Origin of the sequence: Arthrobacter sp. SLBN-53 (assembly GCF_006715585.1) — a bacterium.
Classification (GTDB): domain Bacteria; phylum Actinomycetota; class Actinomycetes; order Mycobacteriales; family Mycobacteriaceae; genus Mycobacterium; species Mycobacterium neoaurum_A.
Window position 1 is genome coordinate 2,407,711 of record NZ_VFNN01000001.1, and the last position, 15,269, is coordinate 2,422,979.

A 15,269-nucleotide genomic window follows, 5' to 3' on the forward strand; every position below is an offset into this window, starting at 1 on the left:
CCTTCTCCGGTCTAGCCCTTCTCGATCCGACGCGCCCCGAGTTCGTTCTGCAGGAGCTCGATGGCCACTTCCTCGGGGTCACGTCGAACGACCTCGGAGGTGTCGGCGCTCGCCTCGGCAAGCATCCGCTCCTCCTCGGCGGCCGGGTCCGGTCGCGCTGCGGGTTCGGTGTCGGAGGGCACCGGCTCACCGGTGTCGGGCACACACCGGATCTGCCAGTTGACTCCCAGCGCATCCTTGAGAGCCTCGCGGATGACCTCGACATTGCGCTGCTCGTTGAGCCGTTTGGCCAGCGGCGGGGCGCGATGGCTCAACACCAGGATGTCGCCGTCGACCGCGCGGACGATCGCGTCGGCGAGCATCGCGTTGACCGGCTTGCTGCGGGCATTGACCTTCTCGCGCACCGTATCCCACAACGCTCGAACAGCGGCGGCATCGGGTTCGGCGACCGCGGCGGCGGCCGGTGTCGGCACCGGGCCAGGCTGCGGAGGGGTCGGGGTCGGTTCGGGAACCGGTTGCGGCCTCGGCACCGGTGTCGGAGCGGGCTCGGGTGCCGGTTGCGGCTCGGGCTGCGGTTCCGGTTCGGGAACGGGCGCGGGCGCCGGTTCGGGAACGGGCGCCGGTTCCGGGGTGGGCGCGGGCCGCGGTGGCGGTACGGGAGCCGGTGCCGCCGCGGTCTCGGCCTGCGCCTGGGCGCGGCTGGCACGCACGAACTGGCGTGCCGGCGCGGGTGGCGTCTCGGCGGGTCCGGCATTCGGCAACGCGCCGGGAATGGCCATGTCGAGCCGTGTCTCGATGCGCTCGATGCGTTGCAGCAGCGCCGATTCGGTGTCATGGGCCGATGGAAGCAGCAACCGTGCGCAGACCACCTCCAGCAGCAACCGGGGCGCGGTGGCACCGCGCATTTCACCCAGTCCCGCGTGCACGACCTCCGCGTAGCGGGCGAGGGTCGCCGCACCCAGTCTGGTGGCCTGATCACGCATCCGCTCCAGGACACCGTCCGGTGCGTCCACCACACCACGGTCGGCGGCGTCCGGAACCGCTTGCATCACGATGAGGTCGCGGAACCGCTCCAACAGGTCGGTGGCGAAACGGCGCGGATCATGACCGGCATCGATCACCGATTCGACGGCGCCGAACAGCGCGGCGGCATCGCCTGCCGCCAACGCGTCCACCGCTTCGTCGATCAGGGCGACATCGGTTGCGCCCAGCAGGGACAACGCCCGCTGGTACACCACCCGGTTGCCCTCAGCCCCGGCGACCAACTGGTCGAGCACCGAGAGACTGTCACGCGGTGAACCACCGCCGGCGCGGATCACCAAGGGATAGACGGCGTCATCGACCGTCACGCCCTCGTCGGCGCAGATCCGTTCGAGCAGCCCGCGCATGGTCTTGGGGGCCAACAAGCGGAACGGGTAATGGTGGGTCCGCGACCGGATGGTCGGCAGAACCTTTTCCGGCTCGGTGGTGGCGAAGACGAAGATTAGGTGGTCCGGCGGCTCCTCGACGATCTTGAGCAGCGCGTTGAACCCGGCCGTGGTGACCATGTGCGCCTCGTCGACGATGAAGATGCGGTACCGCGACTGGGCGGGCGCATAGAACGCCCGGTCACGCAGTTCACGGGTGTCGTCGACACCGCCGTGGCTGGCGGCGTCCAGCTCGACCACGTCGACATTGCCCGGGCCGTTGGGGGCCAGCGCGACGCAGGAATCGCACACCCCGCACGGGGTCGGCGTCGGGCCCTGCTCACAGTTCAGTGAGCGCGCCAGGATGCGGGCCGAGGACGTCTTACCGCAGCCGCGCGGGCCGGAGAACAGGTAGGCGTGATTGATCCGGCCTGCCGAGAGCGCCGTCGACAACGGGTCGGTGACATGCTCCTGGCCGACCACCTCGGCGAAGCTTGCGGGTCGGTACTTGCGGTAGAGCGCCACGGTCGCCCAGGTTACCCAGCGCGGCCGACTAGTCGCGCGCCAGCAGCGCTTCGGTGGCCGACAGCAGCGCGCAGGTCGACAGACCGTCGATCGCCGAACGCAGGTCGGACTCCGAGGGGAAGCTCGGCGCGATACGAATGTTCTTGTCCTCGGGGTCTTTTCCGTACGGGAACGCCGCGCCGGCGGCGGTGACGGCGATACCGGCATCCTTGGCCAGCGCGATGGTCCGCTTGGCGGTCCCCGGGAGCACGTCGAGGCTGACGAAATAACCACCCTTGGGATCGGTCCAGCTCGCGATCTTCGACTCCCCGAGCCGGTCTTCGAGGATCTCGGCGACCAGCGCGAACTTCGGCGCCAGCAGCTCGCGGTGCTTCTGCATGTGCGCCCGGGCGCCGTCGGCGTCACCGAAGAAGCGCAGATGGCGCAGCTGGTTGACCTTGTCGGGACCGATCGACTTCTTCGCGGCGTGCTGCAGGTACCAGGTGATGGTGGCATCGGAGCCACCGAAGAAGCTCACCCCGGCACCGGCGAAGGTCATCTTCGACGTGGAGGCGAACACCAGCGGTCGGTTCTCGTTGCCGGCCTCGGCCGCCAGTCCGAGCACGTCGACCTGCTCGACGAACTCGTTCGTAATGGTGTGCACGGCGTAGGCGTTGTCCCAGAACAGCCGGAAGTCCGGGGCAGCCGTCGGCATCTGCACGAGCCGGCGCACCACCTCAGGTGAGTAGGTGGTGCCGGTCGGGTTCGAGTAGACCGGCACGCACCACATGCCCTTCACGGCCGGGTCGTGGGCGACGAGTTCCTCGATCAGGTCGACGTCGGGTCCGTCCTCGCGCAGCGGAACCGGGATCATCTCGACGCCGTAGCTCTCGGTGATTGCGAAGTGCCGGTCATATCCCGGGGCCGGGCAGAGGAACTTGACGCCTGGCTCCTGAGACCACGGCCGGGGCGAATCCACACCGCCGCGCAGCAGGGAGAACACGACCGCGTCGTGCATGAACTCCAGGCTCGCGTTGTTCCCCGCGATCAGGTTGGACGACGGGATACCGAGCAGCTCACCGAAGATGGCGCGCAGTTCCGGCAACCCGTGCAGCCCGCCGTAGTTGCGGGTGTCGGTGCCATCCCCGTCCCGGTAGGCGTCGCGGCCACTCCCGGGCAGCTCGAGTAGCCGGTTGGACAGGTCGAGCTGCTCCGGCGACGGTTTGCCGCGGGTGAGATCGAGCTTCAGGCCTTGGGCCTGCAGCTCCGCATAGTTGCGCTGCTGCAGCTCGTGCTGCGCAGACAGTTCGTCACGGCCGAGGGACTCGTACGACACTGAGGGCCTTTCAACAACGGGCGCTATCAACCAAGCCGTGAACATGTGCTGGTCAAACATAAGGGGACCCCGCGCACCCGCCAGAGCCCATTGACCCTTGCTGCCTTCCGGCCCTGGGGGAGTTCACAGGATGGACGCCGCGCGGGGTCCGAGTGCCGAGTGTAGTACCCCGTGCAGATCGACAAGACCGGTGGCTGGTCGGAGGTCGCCCGGCGGTCGGCTACCATGGCCGACGGAGGATTCGCCTAGTGGCCTATGGCGCTCGCCTGGAACGCGGGTTGGGTTAATAGCCCTCAGGGGTTCAAATCCCCTATCCTCCGCCGTTGGTCCGGGGCGTGATCGAGAACATCGCGGTCACGCCCCGGGACCACAAACATCGTCCAGGGGGACGTCTAGGGAGGAATATGCGGCGCGGTATCGCATCGCTGTGGCACGCGTCGTCGCTGGTGATCGCCGGCGTCCTCTACTTTCTCTTCGTCCTGCCCCGCTGGTTCGAACTGACCGGTGAGTGGCCTGCGACGCTGGGCACCGTCATGCGCATCGTGTGCGGCGTGCTGGTGATTCTCACTGCGCTGCCGGTGCTGCTGACGCTGCAGCGGACCCGTAAACCCGAACTGGGTACCCCGACCCTGGCCCTGCAATTGCGGGTGTGGTCGATCGTCGGGCATGTGGCGGCAGGTCTGTTGATCCTCGGTGCCGGCATCAGCGAGAACTGGCTGGACCTGGACAACGTCGGCCAATGGTTGTTTGGCATCTACGGTGCAGCGGCCGCCCTCGCATTGCTCGGCGCATTCGCGTTCTACCTGGCCTTCGTCGCCGAACTCCCGCCGCCGCCGCCGAAACCGCTGGCAACCAAGCCCGAGAAGCGTGGTCGAGGCCGCAAGACGGACGCCGTCGAGGAGACCGCGGCGGCCGAGCCCGAGGCGGACAGTGCCGAAGCCGCGGACAGTGCCGAAGCCGATGACGCTGCGCCCGACGAGGCCGGATCCGACGAGACCGGTGCCGACGAGACGGACGCCGACACCGCCGAACCGGAGGTGACCGAGCCGGGTGCCACCGATGAGCCGGCGGGCAAGCTGCGTAACCGTCGACCCACCGGTAAGACCCGCCGGGCCCGCACCCGAGGCGGCGTCGCGACCGAGGACTGACGGGCTCTGCGCCTACTGACGTCGACAGTTCGCGCTGGTGCAGTCAGTATTGAGCTGTAGACCTTCAGAATGGGCGGCACATGGGCATAGTCCACGTAACACGTTGGATCACCGCGTCGGCGGTCGCTTTGTCGTTTGCCCTGCTGGCCGCCCCGGGTCCTGCCGGCGCGGAACCGCTTGACGTCGCGGCGGCAGCCGACCGGGTCGAACCCTCGGTGGTCCGCATCGACACCATCGTCGACTACCAGCACATCCTGGGCACCGGTACCGGCATAGTCCTCGACCCCGGCGGCCAGGTTCTCACCAACTATCACGTCGTCCAAGGCGCCGATGTGATCAGTGCGGTGGTCGGCGGCGGCAGCTATGGTGCCGACATCCTGGGCTATGACCGCGGCCGCGATATCGCCGTCCTTCAGCTGCGCGGTGCCGGCGGCTTACCGGCGGCACCGGTGGGAGATTCCGCGCGTCTCGCCGTCGGTGAACCCGTGGTGGCGATCGGCAACGCGCAAGGCAGCGCCAATCCGCTGACGCGTGAGTTCGGCTCCATCTCCGCCCTGGGTCGCACGATCAGCGCCGAGGACGAGCTGTCCGGCACTGCGACCGAGATGACCGGCCTGTTCGAGTTCGCGGCCCCGGTGCGCGCGGGTGACTCCGGCGGACCCGTGGTGAACGGCGCCGGCGAGATCGTCGGCCTGACCACCGCGGCGTCGGTCAACTTCCGGATGGGCCCGGGCGGCGAGGGTTACGCCATCCCGATCAACGACGCCATGAGCATCGCCAATCAGATCCGGTCCGGGACACCGTCCGACACCGTGCACATCGGTCCGCCCACCCTGCTCGGGGTCGGCGTCAGCAGTGCCGAACAACACGAGGCGTTCCCCGGTGTCCTCGTCCATGATGTGATGCCCGGCGGGCCCGCCGCGGGCGCAGGATTGGCCAACGGGGACGTGATCCTGACCATCGACGGCGTGCGTATCGAATCAGCCGCCGATCTGACCAGTGTCCTCGACCGGCACTACCCGGGCGACGTCCTGGATCTCACCTGGGTCGACCGGGCCGGCCAACACCGGCTCGGCAAGGCCGCCCTGCTGGCAGGCGTCTGACCTCGTCGGGTCCGATCCGACCCACGACACGCGGCAAACGGATGTCGCATCTGGAAATCCACCAATCTTTCCGACCGCTTCGGCGGGTACCGCGTCGCCGTTGCTGGCAACGCGCCGGCGACGACAGGTGAGTTGCGCAACATCTGCCACACAAGGTGTCGGCACACACAGCAATCGGTGGGTGCGCACGACCTGTCACGTAGTACCGAGGCGAGGCCGTCTCAGGCAAACGAGGCACGGCCCTCGGCGCGCCGCCTGCGTTGATGACGCGATCCCGTCCCGCGCAGCAAACGGGCCATGCCACGCAGCACCCGAAAAGGCATTTGAACAGCAGTTATAGACGTCAACCCCGATGCCGAGGCCGGTCCGCAACGGTCGGCGGTGTTCGGGCGGTGTCCGTTCACGCGGCCGGCACTCGGATGCGCGACGACGGACGCGCGCCAACGCCGCGCGGATCGCTGTCACGGACTCGGGGGACGCTCTGATCCGGGCGGCCGGCGAGGCGCGCTCTGGCAACGGACTGAGAGGTTGCTGGAGCCCCTTTAGGCTCTTTGACCTGGCAAATGTCGGCAAACACAGGAACTGCACAGGGCTTCCGCCAAGATCAGGCGAGGGTTACATTTAGCTGAACATCGCCGGTCAGGATTGCGGTCGGCACGATCCGCTTCGCCGGTGAGAGGGGAGACACCGTGGTCGAAACGGCAGTCGTCGCGTACATGATCGGATGGGTGATCAGTACCGCCATCATCTTCATGGCCAGCCGGCGACTCAACGACCCCGCCAATCCCGTTCCGCACGGGCTGCTCCTCAGCGCCGTGGCGGGCACCATGTGGCCCCTGCTCTTGCTCGGTGCGGCCGAGTTCAGCTCGGTCGCGGTCGCCTCCAGCGCCGCCTCGCACCTGAAGCCCGAGACCCAAGAACTCGTCGGCGCCGGAGTCGTCCCGCTCCGCTAGTCGGTGATGCGGTTCCCGTCGGCATCCCAATGCTCGGCGACCTTCTTGCTCGGCTGCACACGCGGCGGTTCGCCCGGCATCTTCGGGTAGCTGGGCGGGTAGGGCAAGTCGCCGAGGCCCCGCTCCTGTTCGTCAGCGGAGGCCATCTCCAACAACCCCTCCAGCGAATGCGCGGTGTCGTCGATACCGGCCCACGGATCTTCGCGCCGGGCAACGATGTCGGGCACGGTCGCGATCGTGTAGTCGTCGGGATCGGCGTCGGCCAGATCGTCCCAACTCAGCGGCATCGACACCGTCGCGATCGGCGTTTTGCGCAACGAGTATGCCGACGCGAAGGTCCGATCCCTGGCGTTCTGGTTGTAGTCGATGAACAACCGCTCACCACGTTCCTCCTTCCACCAACTCGTGGTCACCGCGTCGGGGGCGCGGCGTTCGACCTCGCGGGCCAGCGCTATGCCTGCCCGGCGCACCGCGATGAAGTCCCAGTCCGGTCGGATGCGCACGAACACGTGCACACCGCGACCACCGGACGTTTTGGGGTATCCGACCAGTCCCAGCGAGTCCAGCACCGGTTTGAGCACGTCCACGGCGATCTCGCGGGCCTGCGCGAAACCGGTACCGGGCTGAGGGTCCAGATCGACGCGCAATTCGTCGGGGTGCTCGGTGTCGGGACACCGCACCTGCCACGGGTGCATGGTGATGGTCCCCATCTGGGCCGCCCACGCGATCGCCGACGGGTGGGTGATCTTCAACGCGTCCGCCGTTCGCCCGGAGGGAAAGGTGACCGTGCACGTCTGGAGATAGTCAGGGTGTTTCTGCGGCACCCGTTTCTGGTAGATCTCCTCACCGTCGATACCGTCGGGAAACCGTTGCAGGTGCACCGGACGGTCGCGCAGCAGAGCCACCATCGGCTCGGCGACTGCCAGGTAGTAGTCGACGACCTTGCCCTTCGCACCCTCGGCGCCCAGCGCAGGAAAGTAGATCTTGTCGGGATTGGTGAGCCGAACCGCGACTCCATCGACGTCGAGTTCTGTCGCCGGACGTGCCATCATCGGGTCTCCAATACGTCGCGCAGGTCGTAGTTCATCGGGACGTCGAGCTGGTCGAAGGTACAGCTGGACGGCTCGCGGTCAGGGCGCCAGCGCACGAACTTCACGGCATGCCGGAATCGCCGGTCGCCGGTATTGCCCTCCATCTGGTCGTAGGCCACCTCGCACACCTTTTCCGGGCGCACCGGGATCCAGCGCTTGTCGGCCGCCGAGTTCCATCTGCTCGGTTCACCATCGCGGACGTCGTCACCGATGCGCAGCGGCTCGAGGTCGGCCAACAACGACAACCGCGCCTTGGCGGTGAACGACGCGGCCCCACCGACCATTTGGAGGTCCCCGTCATCGCGATAGAGACCCAGCAGGATGGATCCGATTCCTTCACCGCTCTTGTGGATGCGGTATCCGATGGCCACGCAGTCAGCGTCGCGATGATGCTTGACCTTCACCATCTCCCGTTTCCCCGGCAGATAAGACCCCTCAAGCCTTTTGGCGATCACCCCATCCAAACCGGCACCCTCGAACTCCCGCAACCACTGTGCCCCGAGTCCGGCATCCTCGGTGGTGCGGGTGACGTGGCACCAGTCCCGCTTGTCGACCGCGTCGATCAGCGCTTCCCGACGCACCCGGAACGATTCGTTCATCAGTGATCTATCGCCGAGGGCGAGCGCATCGAAGCCGATGAAATGGGCCGGGGTCTCCTTCGACAGCTTGGTGATGCGGCTCTCGGCGGGATGGATGCGCTGGCTGAGCGACTCCCAATCCAGCCGGGTCAGTCCTGCGATGTCGCGGGGCACCACGATCTCACCGTCGAGCACGCACCGCGGGGTGATCTCCGCACGCACGGCCTCGACGACCTCCGGGAAATACCGGCCGAGGTCCTTGCCGCTGCGCGACAGCAGCACCACGGAATCACCGTCACGGAAGACCAGCGCTCGGAAACCGTCCCACTTGGGCTCATACGACCATGTACCCGGGTCGGCGGGCACCGTGGTCTGAGCCTTCGCCAGCATCGGCTCCAGCGGCGGCATGACCGGTAGATCCACAACATTCATGTTCACCTAGACCCGGGTACCCCGGCAATCTCATCGCAGCACCGATCAGAACAACACGTCGTGATCGATCCGGCTCACATGCTCAGTCCACCGCGCCTGACAAGTTGCTTTGCGATGACACCCTTCTGGATCTCGTTGGTGCCCTCCCCCACGATCATCAACGGGGCATCCCGCAGATAGCGCTCCACGTCGTATTCGGTCGAGTACCCGTAACCACCGTGTATTCGCACAGCGTCCAGAGCGATCTGCATGGCAGCCTCCGAGCAGAACAGCTTCGCCATGCCGGCCTCCATATCGACCCGTTGTCCCGAGTCGAATTTCTCTGCCGCCGACAGCAACAGCGCCCGCGCCGCGGCCAGCTTGGTCCCCATCTCGGCGAGCATGTTGCCGACGGCCTGATGCTCCCAGATCGGTTTACCGAAGCTCTCCCGGTCCTGCGCGTAGCGCAGGGCATCGTCGAAAGCCGCCCGTGCGACACCGGTCGCGCGTGCCGCCACCTGAAGTCGGCCCACCTCAAGGCCTTTCATCATCTGTGCGAAGCCCTCACCTTCATCCGAGCCCAACAGCGCGGTGCAGGGAACGCGCGCATCGGCGAAATTCAGCTCGCACGCCTCGACACCCTTGTAGCCGAGCTTGGGTAGGTCTTTGGAGATCGTGAATCCCGGCACCTTCTCCACCAGCAGGATGGACACGCCCCTGTGCGCCGGGTCGGCATCCGGATCCGTCTTGCACAGCAGCGCGATCAGATCCGAGCGCCGCGCATTCGAGATCCAGGTCTTGGATCCGTTGATCAGATAGTCCTCGCCGTCGCGTCGGGCCACCGTGCGCATGGCTTGCAGGTCCGAGCCGCCACCGGGCTCGGTGAGCGCCATCGTGGCCCGCAACTCACCGGTGGCCATTCGGGGCAGATACAGCTGCTTCTGATCCTCGGTGCCGAACAGGAGAATCAGTTTGGACACCACGGTGTGGCCGCCCATCGCACCGGCCAGGCTCATCCAGCCCCGCGCCAGTTCCTCGGCGACCCGCACATAGCAGGGCATGGACACCGCGCCGAACCCGTAGGGCTCCGGGATGGCAAGCCCGAAGATCCCGATCTCCTTCATCGTCTCGATGAGGTCCTCGGGGTAGGCGTTGGCGTGCTCTAGTTCACGAACCACCGGCCTGACCTGCTTGTCGACGAACTCTCGGACGGTTTCGACGATCGCCTCTTCTTCGGCCGCGAGCACCATGGAAGCAATGTATCGGCTACGCGGCGGGCCGGCCGCGACCGCTGGGAGGATGGACCCCGTGCCCATCACCACACTTCACGATCCCGGTCGGCGCGGTTTCGCCAGCGACAACTATGCGGGCGTGCATCCTGAGGTCGTCGCCGCGATCACCGCGGCCAACGGCGGACACGAGATCGCCTACGGCCAGGACGCCTACACCGCCCGGCTCCAGGAGGTCATCCGCGCCCACTTCGGTGCAGCAGCCGAGACCTTCCCTGTGTTCAACGGAACCGGCGCCAATGTGGTGGCGCTGACCGGCCTGCTGCCGCGCTGGGGTGCCGTGATCACCGCACATACCGCCCATATCAACACCGACGAGGGCGGCGCCCCGGAACGGGTGATGGGCCACAAGCTTCTGACGGTGCCCACCACGGACGGTAAGTTGACCCCCGACCTGATCGCCCGGGAGGCCTACGGCTGGGGCGACGAGCACCGGGCCCAGCCCCTGGCCGTCAGCATCACCCAGTCCACCGAGATGGGCACGCTGTACATCCCGGACGAGGTGCGCGCCATCGCCGATTTCGCCCACTCCCACGGGATGTCGGTGCATGCGGACGGGGCGCGGCTGTGGAATGCCGCCGCCGCCCTCGACGTCCCGTTCCGGGAGTTCACCACCGATGCCGGCGTCGACGTGGTCAGTCTGGGCGGCACCAAGAACGGGCTGTTGGCCGCCGAGGCAGTGGTGGTGCTGGACCCCGACCGCGTCTCGGGGTTGGTGTACCTGCGCAAGCTGACGATGCAGCTGTCGAGCAAGATGCGATTCGCCTCGGCACAGCTACTGAGCCTGTTCGACGACGATTTGGGCCTGCGCAGCGCCCGGCATGCCAATGCGATGGCAGCCCGACTGCGGACCGCCCTGGAGGCCGACCCGCCTCCCGGACTCACCTTCACCCAGACCACCGAGGCCAACGCAATCTTCGCCTCGATCCCGAACGACGCCGCCGACCGCATTCGCGACCGGGTGCGTTTCTACGACTGGGACCGGGCCCGCGGCGAGGTGCGCTGGATGACCGCTTGGGACACCACCACCGAAGATGTCGACAACTTTGTCGACATCATCCGTGCGGAGTTGCAGCGGGGCTAGCCAGGGTCCACCGGCCAGGACGCGGCTTTCTCTGTTCAGTTGTCAAGGTGCGCTGGTTCTTTGGGGTGCCTTGGGGTTATGCGGCGGTGGGTAGGTCGGTCATGGTGCGGCGGGCGTGAGAGCGCAGTGGCTCCGGCGCGGGTTCTTCTGGTGTGTGGGGTGGGATGAACCAGGGGTGCCGATCGCGGCCGAGGTAGACCTGCCAGCCACCGTGATGGATCAAGCTGTGGTGCAACCGGCACAGCAGCACCCCGTTGTCCACACTCGTTGCACCCCCGGCACTCCAGGGTTGGATGTGGTGGGCATCGCACCACGACACCGGCCGCCCACACCCGGGATGGGCACACCCACCATCGCGGACGGCCAGCGCTTTACGGATCGCCGGGGTGAACAGCTTTTCCGCGCGCCCGACATCCAACGGCACCTCCGAGTGGTCTACGATCACCGACGTCAACGTCGCATCACAGGCAATCAGCTCCGCGGTCACCCTGCTGACCGGTCCACCGAACCCCAACCGATCCACCACCTCCCCACTCACGCCCGGGGCCACCGGTCGGATCAGGGTGACGTGCGGGAGTACGCCACCGGACATCGGACGCCTCGACTGCGACAAATAGGTGCGCAGCACCTGCCCGATCGCGTCTGCTCGGCGGGTGTTGATCGGCCGGGGGTCTGGGGAGCCGTCGGGTAGCGGGACCGGTCGGCACAACGGATCCAACGCCGCACACAGCACTTCCCCAGTCGTCACGTCCAGATCCAGGGTGGCCTCGAACCGGCCCTCGGCGTTCTGCACCAACGTCATCTCATTGAGCGTGGTGTCTTCGGCGACCGGCACCGCCCGCTGCTCGACCGGCAGCGCGGCGACTCGGTCGATGCCGATCGTCCGGGCTTTGGCCGCCACCTCCGCCGGGGAGGTCTGCACCATCAACGAACGCACCACCGCCGCCCGATCGTCGTCCGACAACGGCGTCCGCGCGTCGATATGGGTGACACCTTTGCCGACCGCGTCGGCGAACTCGATACCGATCCCACCCAACCGCTGCGCCGAAACCAATGCAGGCAGCACAGGTGCCATCCGCCCCACCCGTACCGCCCGGGCCGCCGCACCCGGGGACATCCCCAACAACTTGAGCAGATCAGCCCCGGTGCGCAGGTGCCGCCGCCCCGGCACACCGGCCCGCTCGGCCGCCACCACCGCCGAGGCGATCACAAAGTCCAACAGATTCCGCGCCGACACCGCGGCAGCCAACACACCCCACAACGCCTCGTCATCGACCACCGGCCGCGGACAATCCACCAACCGACCCAAAACCGGCCCCACATCACCCTCCGATGACACCGGAACAAGATCATCGATCAACGCGTCGACAAACGCATCAAGACAGCTGGCGTCCATAACGGATACCGACTTCCCCCCACAGCACCCACCAAGGGGCACCACCCCACAAGCACAGCCCGCACGATCCCCCGGACAGGGACCGTCGAACCCCGCGGCGACCGGAGTCGCGGTCTGCGGCTCACCAGATCCGAGGATCGAGAGCCGCGACGCATTCGAACTTATGTTCGACATTACGCCGAATGTGGCTGTCAGGCAAGTGGTATCCACCACGAGGTCTATCGTCGACGACGATGAGACTTCCCGTCATGCCACCGGTGTCGCCGATGCTGGCCAAACCCGTGCGGGAGATACCGCCCGGTGCATCATATGAACCGAAATGGGACGGCTTCCGGTCCATCCTGTTCCGCGACGGCGACGAGGTGGAGCTGGGTAGCCGCAACGAGCGGCCGCTGACGCGCTACTTCCCCGAACTCGTCGCCGCGGCCCGCGCAGAGTTGCCGCCGCGGTGCGTGGTCGACGGTGAGATCGTCATCGCCGGCGACGCGGGGCTCGATTTCGAGGCGCTACAGTTGCGGCTGCATCCCGCGGCGTCGCGGGTGACCAAGCTGGCTACCGAGACCCCGGCAGCGTTCATCGCCTTCGACCTGCTCGCGCTCGGTGACGATGACCTGACCGGGCAGGCCTTCAGCAGGCGACGATCGGCACTGACCGCGGCGCTGACCGATCGCGGACCCACCTTCCATCTCACCCCGGCGACCACCGATGAAGGCACCGCGGCTCGCTGGTTCACCGACTTCGAGGGCGCCGGGTTGGACGGGTTGATCGCCAAGCCGCTCGACGGCGTCTACCAACCCGACAAGCGAGTCATGTTCAAGGTCAAGCACGCTCGCACGGCGGACTGCGTGGTGGCCGGATATCGATTGCACAAGTCGGGCGATGACGCCATCGGTTCGCTGATGCTCGGCCTCTACGACGAAGATGGTTCGCTGGCCTCGGTCGGAGTCATCGGGGCGTTCACCATGGCGCGCCGCCGCGAGTTGTTCCAGGAGTTGCAGCCACTGGTGACCACTTTCGAAGAGCACCCGTGGAATTGGGCGGCGCATGTCCCGGTCGAGCCGACAGTCCGCCGTACCGCGAATTCGCGCTGGAACCCGGACAAGAGCCTGTCATTCACCCCGTTGCGACCCGAGCGGGTGGTCGAGGCAAAGTACGACCACATGGAGGGGAAGCGCTTTCGCCACACTGCCCAGTTCGTTAGGTGGCGCCCGGACCGTGATCCGCGGTCGTGCACCTTCGAGCAACTCGAGGTTCCGACACGCTTCCGCCTCGCGGACATCGTGCCAGGATTGGGTTGACCTCAACCATCGTTCAGGTTGCAGGCTGGTGCCCATCCACACGATGAATCACCAGGAGAATCCATCATGCGCCAGATCCGCAGCGACCTATGGGAAACCCGGGTCGACAACCCGTTCCCCGGACTGACCACGCACGCCTATCTGTGGACCGGAGCCGCAACCGGCAACGTGCTGTTCTACAGCACCGCGACCGAAGCGGACTTCGATGAGATCTCCGCACTCGGCGGCATTGCCCACCAGTACCTGTCCCACCGGGACGAGGCGGGCCCACAGCTGGCCCGGATCAAGTCCCGCTTCGGCGCCGTCCTGCATGCCCCGACCGTGGAGCACGCCGATATCGGCAGGCACGCCACCATCGACATCGCGCTGTCCGACCGCCATGTCGACGACAACGGGATCGAGGTGATCCCGACCCCCGGCCACACCCCGGGCAGCACCTGTTATCTGGTGCCCGGCGCCAACGGGCAGAGCTATCTGTTCACCGGCGACACCATCTTCCTCGGGGCCGACGGTTCTTGGACCGCAGGCTACTTCCCCGGCTTCAGCGACGCGAAGACACTGCGGGACAGCCTGCGATTGCTTTCCAACGAGCAGCCCGATCTGGTGATCTCGAGTGCTTTTGCCGCCGACTCGGCGGTGCAGGTGCCGGGCAGGCGGTGGGCGGCGTGTGTGGAACAGGCCCGGACAGGCGTTACATTGCTGGCGTGACCCGCCCACCCGGCGCGGGCCGGTTCGCGCCGAGCCCGTCGGCTGACCTGCACATCGGCAACCTGCGCACCGCGGTGTTGGCGTGGCTGTTCGCCCGCAGTACGGGGCGAAGGTTCCTGATCAGGGTCGAGGATCTCGACGATCGGACATTCCCCGAGGTGGCAACCCGCCAGCTCGCCGATCTGGCGGCCATCGGCGTCACCGCCGACGAACCGGCTGAGTTCCAGACCGCGCACGCCGACCGCTATGACACCGTGCTCGACAATCTGCGCCGACGCGGACTCGTCTACGAATGCTATTGCAGCAGAAAAGACATTCTGGCTGCGCCACGCGCCCCGCACGCACCCGAGGGGGCCTACCCGGGAACATGCCGTGATCGCGTGAGTCCACCCGACCACGATCGCCCGCCGGCGCTGCGCCTACGCAGCGACAACGCCCCGTTCACCGTCACCGACGTGTTGCACGGTGAGTTCACCGGAGTGGTGGACGATTTCGTGCTGCGCCGCGGGGACGGCGTGACCGCCTACAACCTGGCGGTAGTCGTCGACGATGCCGCAGGCGGTATCGATCAGGTGGTGCGCGGAGACGATCTGCTGTCCTCCTCACCGCGACAGGCATATCTGGCGAACCTGCTCGGCTACCCACCGCTGCAATACGCCCATGTGCCGCTGGTGCTCAACACCGAAGGCAAACGGCTCGCCAAGCGCGACGGTGCCGTGACACTGTCCGAACTCGGCGTCGACCGAGCGCTGACCCTCATCGCCGATTCGCTGGGCTATCGCGGCCGCACCGTCTCCGAGATGCTCACCGAATTCGATCCAGCGCGGTTATCCCGCACACCGTGGGTATACCGCCCGATGTGAGCGAAACCCTGTACCCGACGGGAGAGCGTTGCTACCGTCCGGCCGTGTTCGGAAACCTCCGGCGGGTCCTGCTCGCCGTTCTCCTCGGTGCGCTCGTCCTG

13 protein-coding genes, 1 tRNA gene and 1 other RNA gene are annotated in these 15,269 nt (G+C 66.9%); 8 read left to right on the forward strand and 7 right to left on the reverse strand.

Going from position 1 to position 15,269, the window contains the following annotated elements; genetic code table 11:
* Nucleotides 1-11 precede the first annotated feature (11 nt).
* From FBY28_RS11505 to ffs, 3 genes are all read right to left on the reverse strand, one after another.
* Nucleotides 12-1,931, reverse strand: coding sequence for a DNA polymerase III subunits gamma/tau (locus FBY28_RS11505; protein ID WP_141866831.1), 1,920 nt, complete (start codon nt 1,929-1,931; stop codon nt 12-14).
* A gap of 28 nt (nt 1,932-1,959) precedes the next feature.
* Complete coding sequence (locus FBY28_RS11510; RefSeq protein ID WP_141866833.1) at nt 1,960-3,246, reverse strand: aspartate aminotransferase type Ic; 1,287 nt, start codon at nt 3,244-3,246, stop codon at nt 1,960-1,962.
* A gap of 58 nt (nt 3,247-3,304) precedes the next feature.
* An RNA gene (gene ffs, locus FBY28_RS11515) (signal recognition particle sRNA small type) lies at nt 3,305-3,399 on the reverse strand.
* Between the two features lie 81 nt (nt 3,400-3,480).
* Here ffs and FBY28_RS11520 point away from each other — a divergent pair.
* The 4 genes from FBY28_RS11520 (at nt 3,481) to FBY28_RS11535 (ending at nt 6,450) form a co-directional block, all read left to right on the forward strand.
* Nucleotides 3,481-3,566 (forward strand) — tRNA-Ser (locus tag FBY28_RS11520).
* 84 nt (nt 3,567-3,650) lie between these two features.
* Nucleotides 3,651-4,394: a lipid uptake coordinator LucA gene (lucA, locus tag FBY28_RS11525; RefSeq protein WP_141866835.1), complete on the forward strand. Its 744-nt coding sequence runs from the start codon at nt 3,651-3,653 to the stop codon at nt 4,392-4,394.
* 128 nt (nt 4,395-4,522) lie between these two features.
* The gene (locus FBY28_RS11530; RefSeq protein WP_216847633.1) at nt 4,523-5,497 is read left to right on the forward strand and encodes a S1C family serine protease; all 975 of its coding nucleotides are present in this window, start codon (nt 4,523-4,525) and stop codon (nt 5,495-5,497) included.
* Between the two features lie 689 nt (nt 5,498-6,186).
* Nucleotides 6,187-6,450 (forward strand): hypothetical protein, encoded by a 264-nt coding sequence (locus FBY28_RS11535; RefSeq protein WP_141866839.1) that lies wholly within the window; start codon nt 6,187-6,189, stop codon nt 6,448-6,450.
* On the opposite strand, the gene ligD is transcribed toward FBY28_RS11535, so the two are convergent.
* The 3 genes from ligD to FBY28_RS11550 all read right to left on the reverse strand — a co-directional run bounded on the left by ligD (nt 6,447) and on the right by FBY28_RS11550 (nt 9,780).
* Nucleotides 6,447-7,502 (reverse strand): non-homologous end-joining DNA ligase, encoded by a 1,056-nt coding sequence (gene ligD, locus FBY28_RS11540; protein WP_141866841.1) that lies wholly within the window; start codon nt 7,500-7,502, stop codon nt 6,447-6,449. The genes FBY28_RS11535 and ligD overlap by 4 nt on opposite strands.
* The gene (locus FBY28_RS11545) at nt 7,499-8,551 is read right to left on the reverse strand and encodes an ATP-dependent DNA ligase (RefSeq protein WP_174241823.1); all 1,053 of its coding nucleotides are present in this window, start codon (nt 8,549-8,551) and stop codon (nt 7,499-7,501) included. Before FBY28_RS11545 ends, ligD begins: the two co-directional genes overlap by 4 nt.
* Nucleotides 8,552-8,625: 74 nt before the next feature.
* Entirely contained in the window at nt 8,626-9,780 is a 1,155-nt protein-coding gene (locus FBY28_RS11550) for an acyl-CoA dehydrogenase family protein (protein WP_141866843.1), read from the reverse strand.
* A 64-nt stretch (nt 9,781-9,844) separates the two neighbouring features.
* Here FBY28_RS11550 and FBY28_RS11555 point away from each other — a divergent pair, with 64 nt between their 5' ends.
* Nucleotides 9,845-10,903, forward strand: a complete 1,059-nt coding sequence (locus tag FBY28_RS11555; RefSeq protein WP_286178494.1) for a threonine aldolase family protein — start codon at nt 9,845-9,847, stop codon at nt 10,901-10,903.
* A 76-nt stretch (nt 10,904-10,979) separates the two neighbouring features.
* Here the strand turns inward: FBY28_RS11555 and FBY28_RS11560 are convergent, their stop codons facing one another.
* Nucleotides 10,980-12,299, reverse strand: a complete 1,320-nt coding sequence (locus FBY28_RS11560) for an HNH endonuclease signature motif containing protein (RefSeq protein WP_141866847.1) — start codon at nt 12,297-12,299, stop codon at nt 10,980-10,982.
* 233 nt (nt 12,300-12,532) lie between these two features.
* Between FBY28_RS11560 and FBY28_RS11565 the strand changes: the two genes are divergently transcribed.
* The 3 genes from FBY28_RS11565 to gluQRS all read left to right on the forward strand — a co-directional run bounded on the left by FBY28_RS11565 (nt 12,533) and on the right by gluQRS (nt 15,168).
* Nucleotides 12,533-13,597 carry an ATP-dependent DNA ligase gene (locus tag FBY28_RS11565; protein ID WP_141866849.1) on the forward strand — a complete coding sequence of 355 codons (1,065 nt, stop codon included), beginning with the start codon at nt 12,533-12,535 and terminating at the stop codon, nt 13,595-13,597.
* A gap of 66 nt (nt 13,598-13,663) precedes the next feature.
* Nucleotides 13,664-14,305 carry an MBL fold metallo-hydrolase gene (locus FBY28_RS11570; RefSeq protein ID WP_141866851.1) on the forward strand — a complete coding sequence of 214 codons (642 nt, stop codon included), beginning with the start codon at nt 13,664-13,666 and terminating at the stop codon, nt 14,303-14,305.
* A complete protein-coding gene (gluQRS, locus tag FBY28_RS11575; protein WP_524912044.1) occupies nt 14,293-15,168 on the forward strand; it encodes a tRNA glutamyl-Q(34) synthetase GluQRS in 876 nt (291 codons plus the stop codon). Before FBY28_RS11570 ends, gluQRS begins: the two co-directional genes overlap by 13 nt.
* The last annotated feature ends 101 nt before the right edge of the window (nt 15,169-15,269 follow it).

Coding starts and splice junctions, on each gene's coding strand:
- lucA (WP_141866835.1), top strand. CDS start 3,651: ATGCGGCGCGGTATCGCATCGCTGTGGCACGCGTCGTCGCTGGTGATC.
- ligD (WP_141866841.1), bottom strand. CDS start 7,502: ATGATGGCACGTCCGGCGACAGAACTCGACGTCGATGGAGTCGCGGTT.
- FBY28_RS11545 (WP_174241823.1), bottom strand. CDS start 8,551: ATGAATGTTGTGGATCTACCGGTCATGCCGCCGCTGGAGCCGATGCTG.
- FBY28_RS11550 (WP_141866843.1), bottom strand. CDS start 9,780: ATGGTGCTCGCGGCCGAAGAAGAGGCGATCGTCGAAACCGTCCGAGAG.
- FBY28_RS11560 (WP_141866847.1), bottom strand. CDS start 12,299: ATGGACGCCAGCTGTCTTGATGCGTTTGTCGACGCGTTGATCGATGAT.
- FBY28_RS11565 (WP_141866849.1), top strand. CDS start 12,533: ATGAGACTTCCCGTCATGCCACCGGTGTCGCCGATGCTGGCCAAACCC.
- FBY28_RS11570 (WP_141866851.1), top strand. CDS start 13,664: ATGCGCCAGATCCGCAGCGACCTATGGGAAACCCGGGTCGACAACCCG.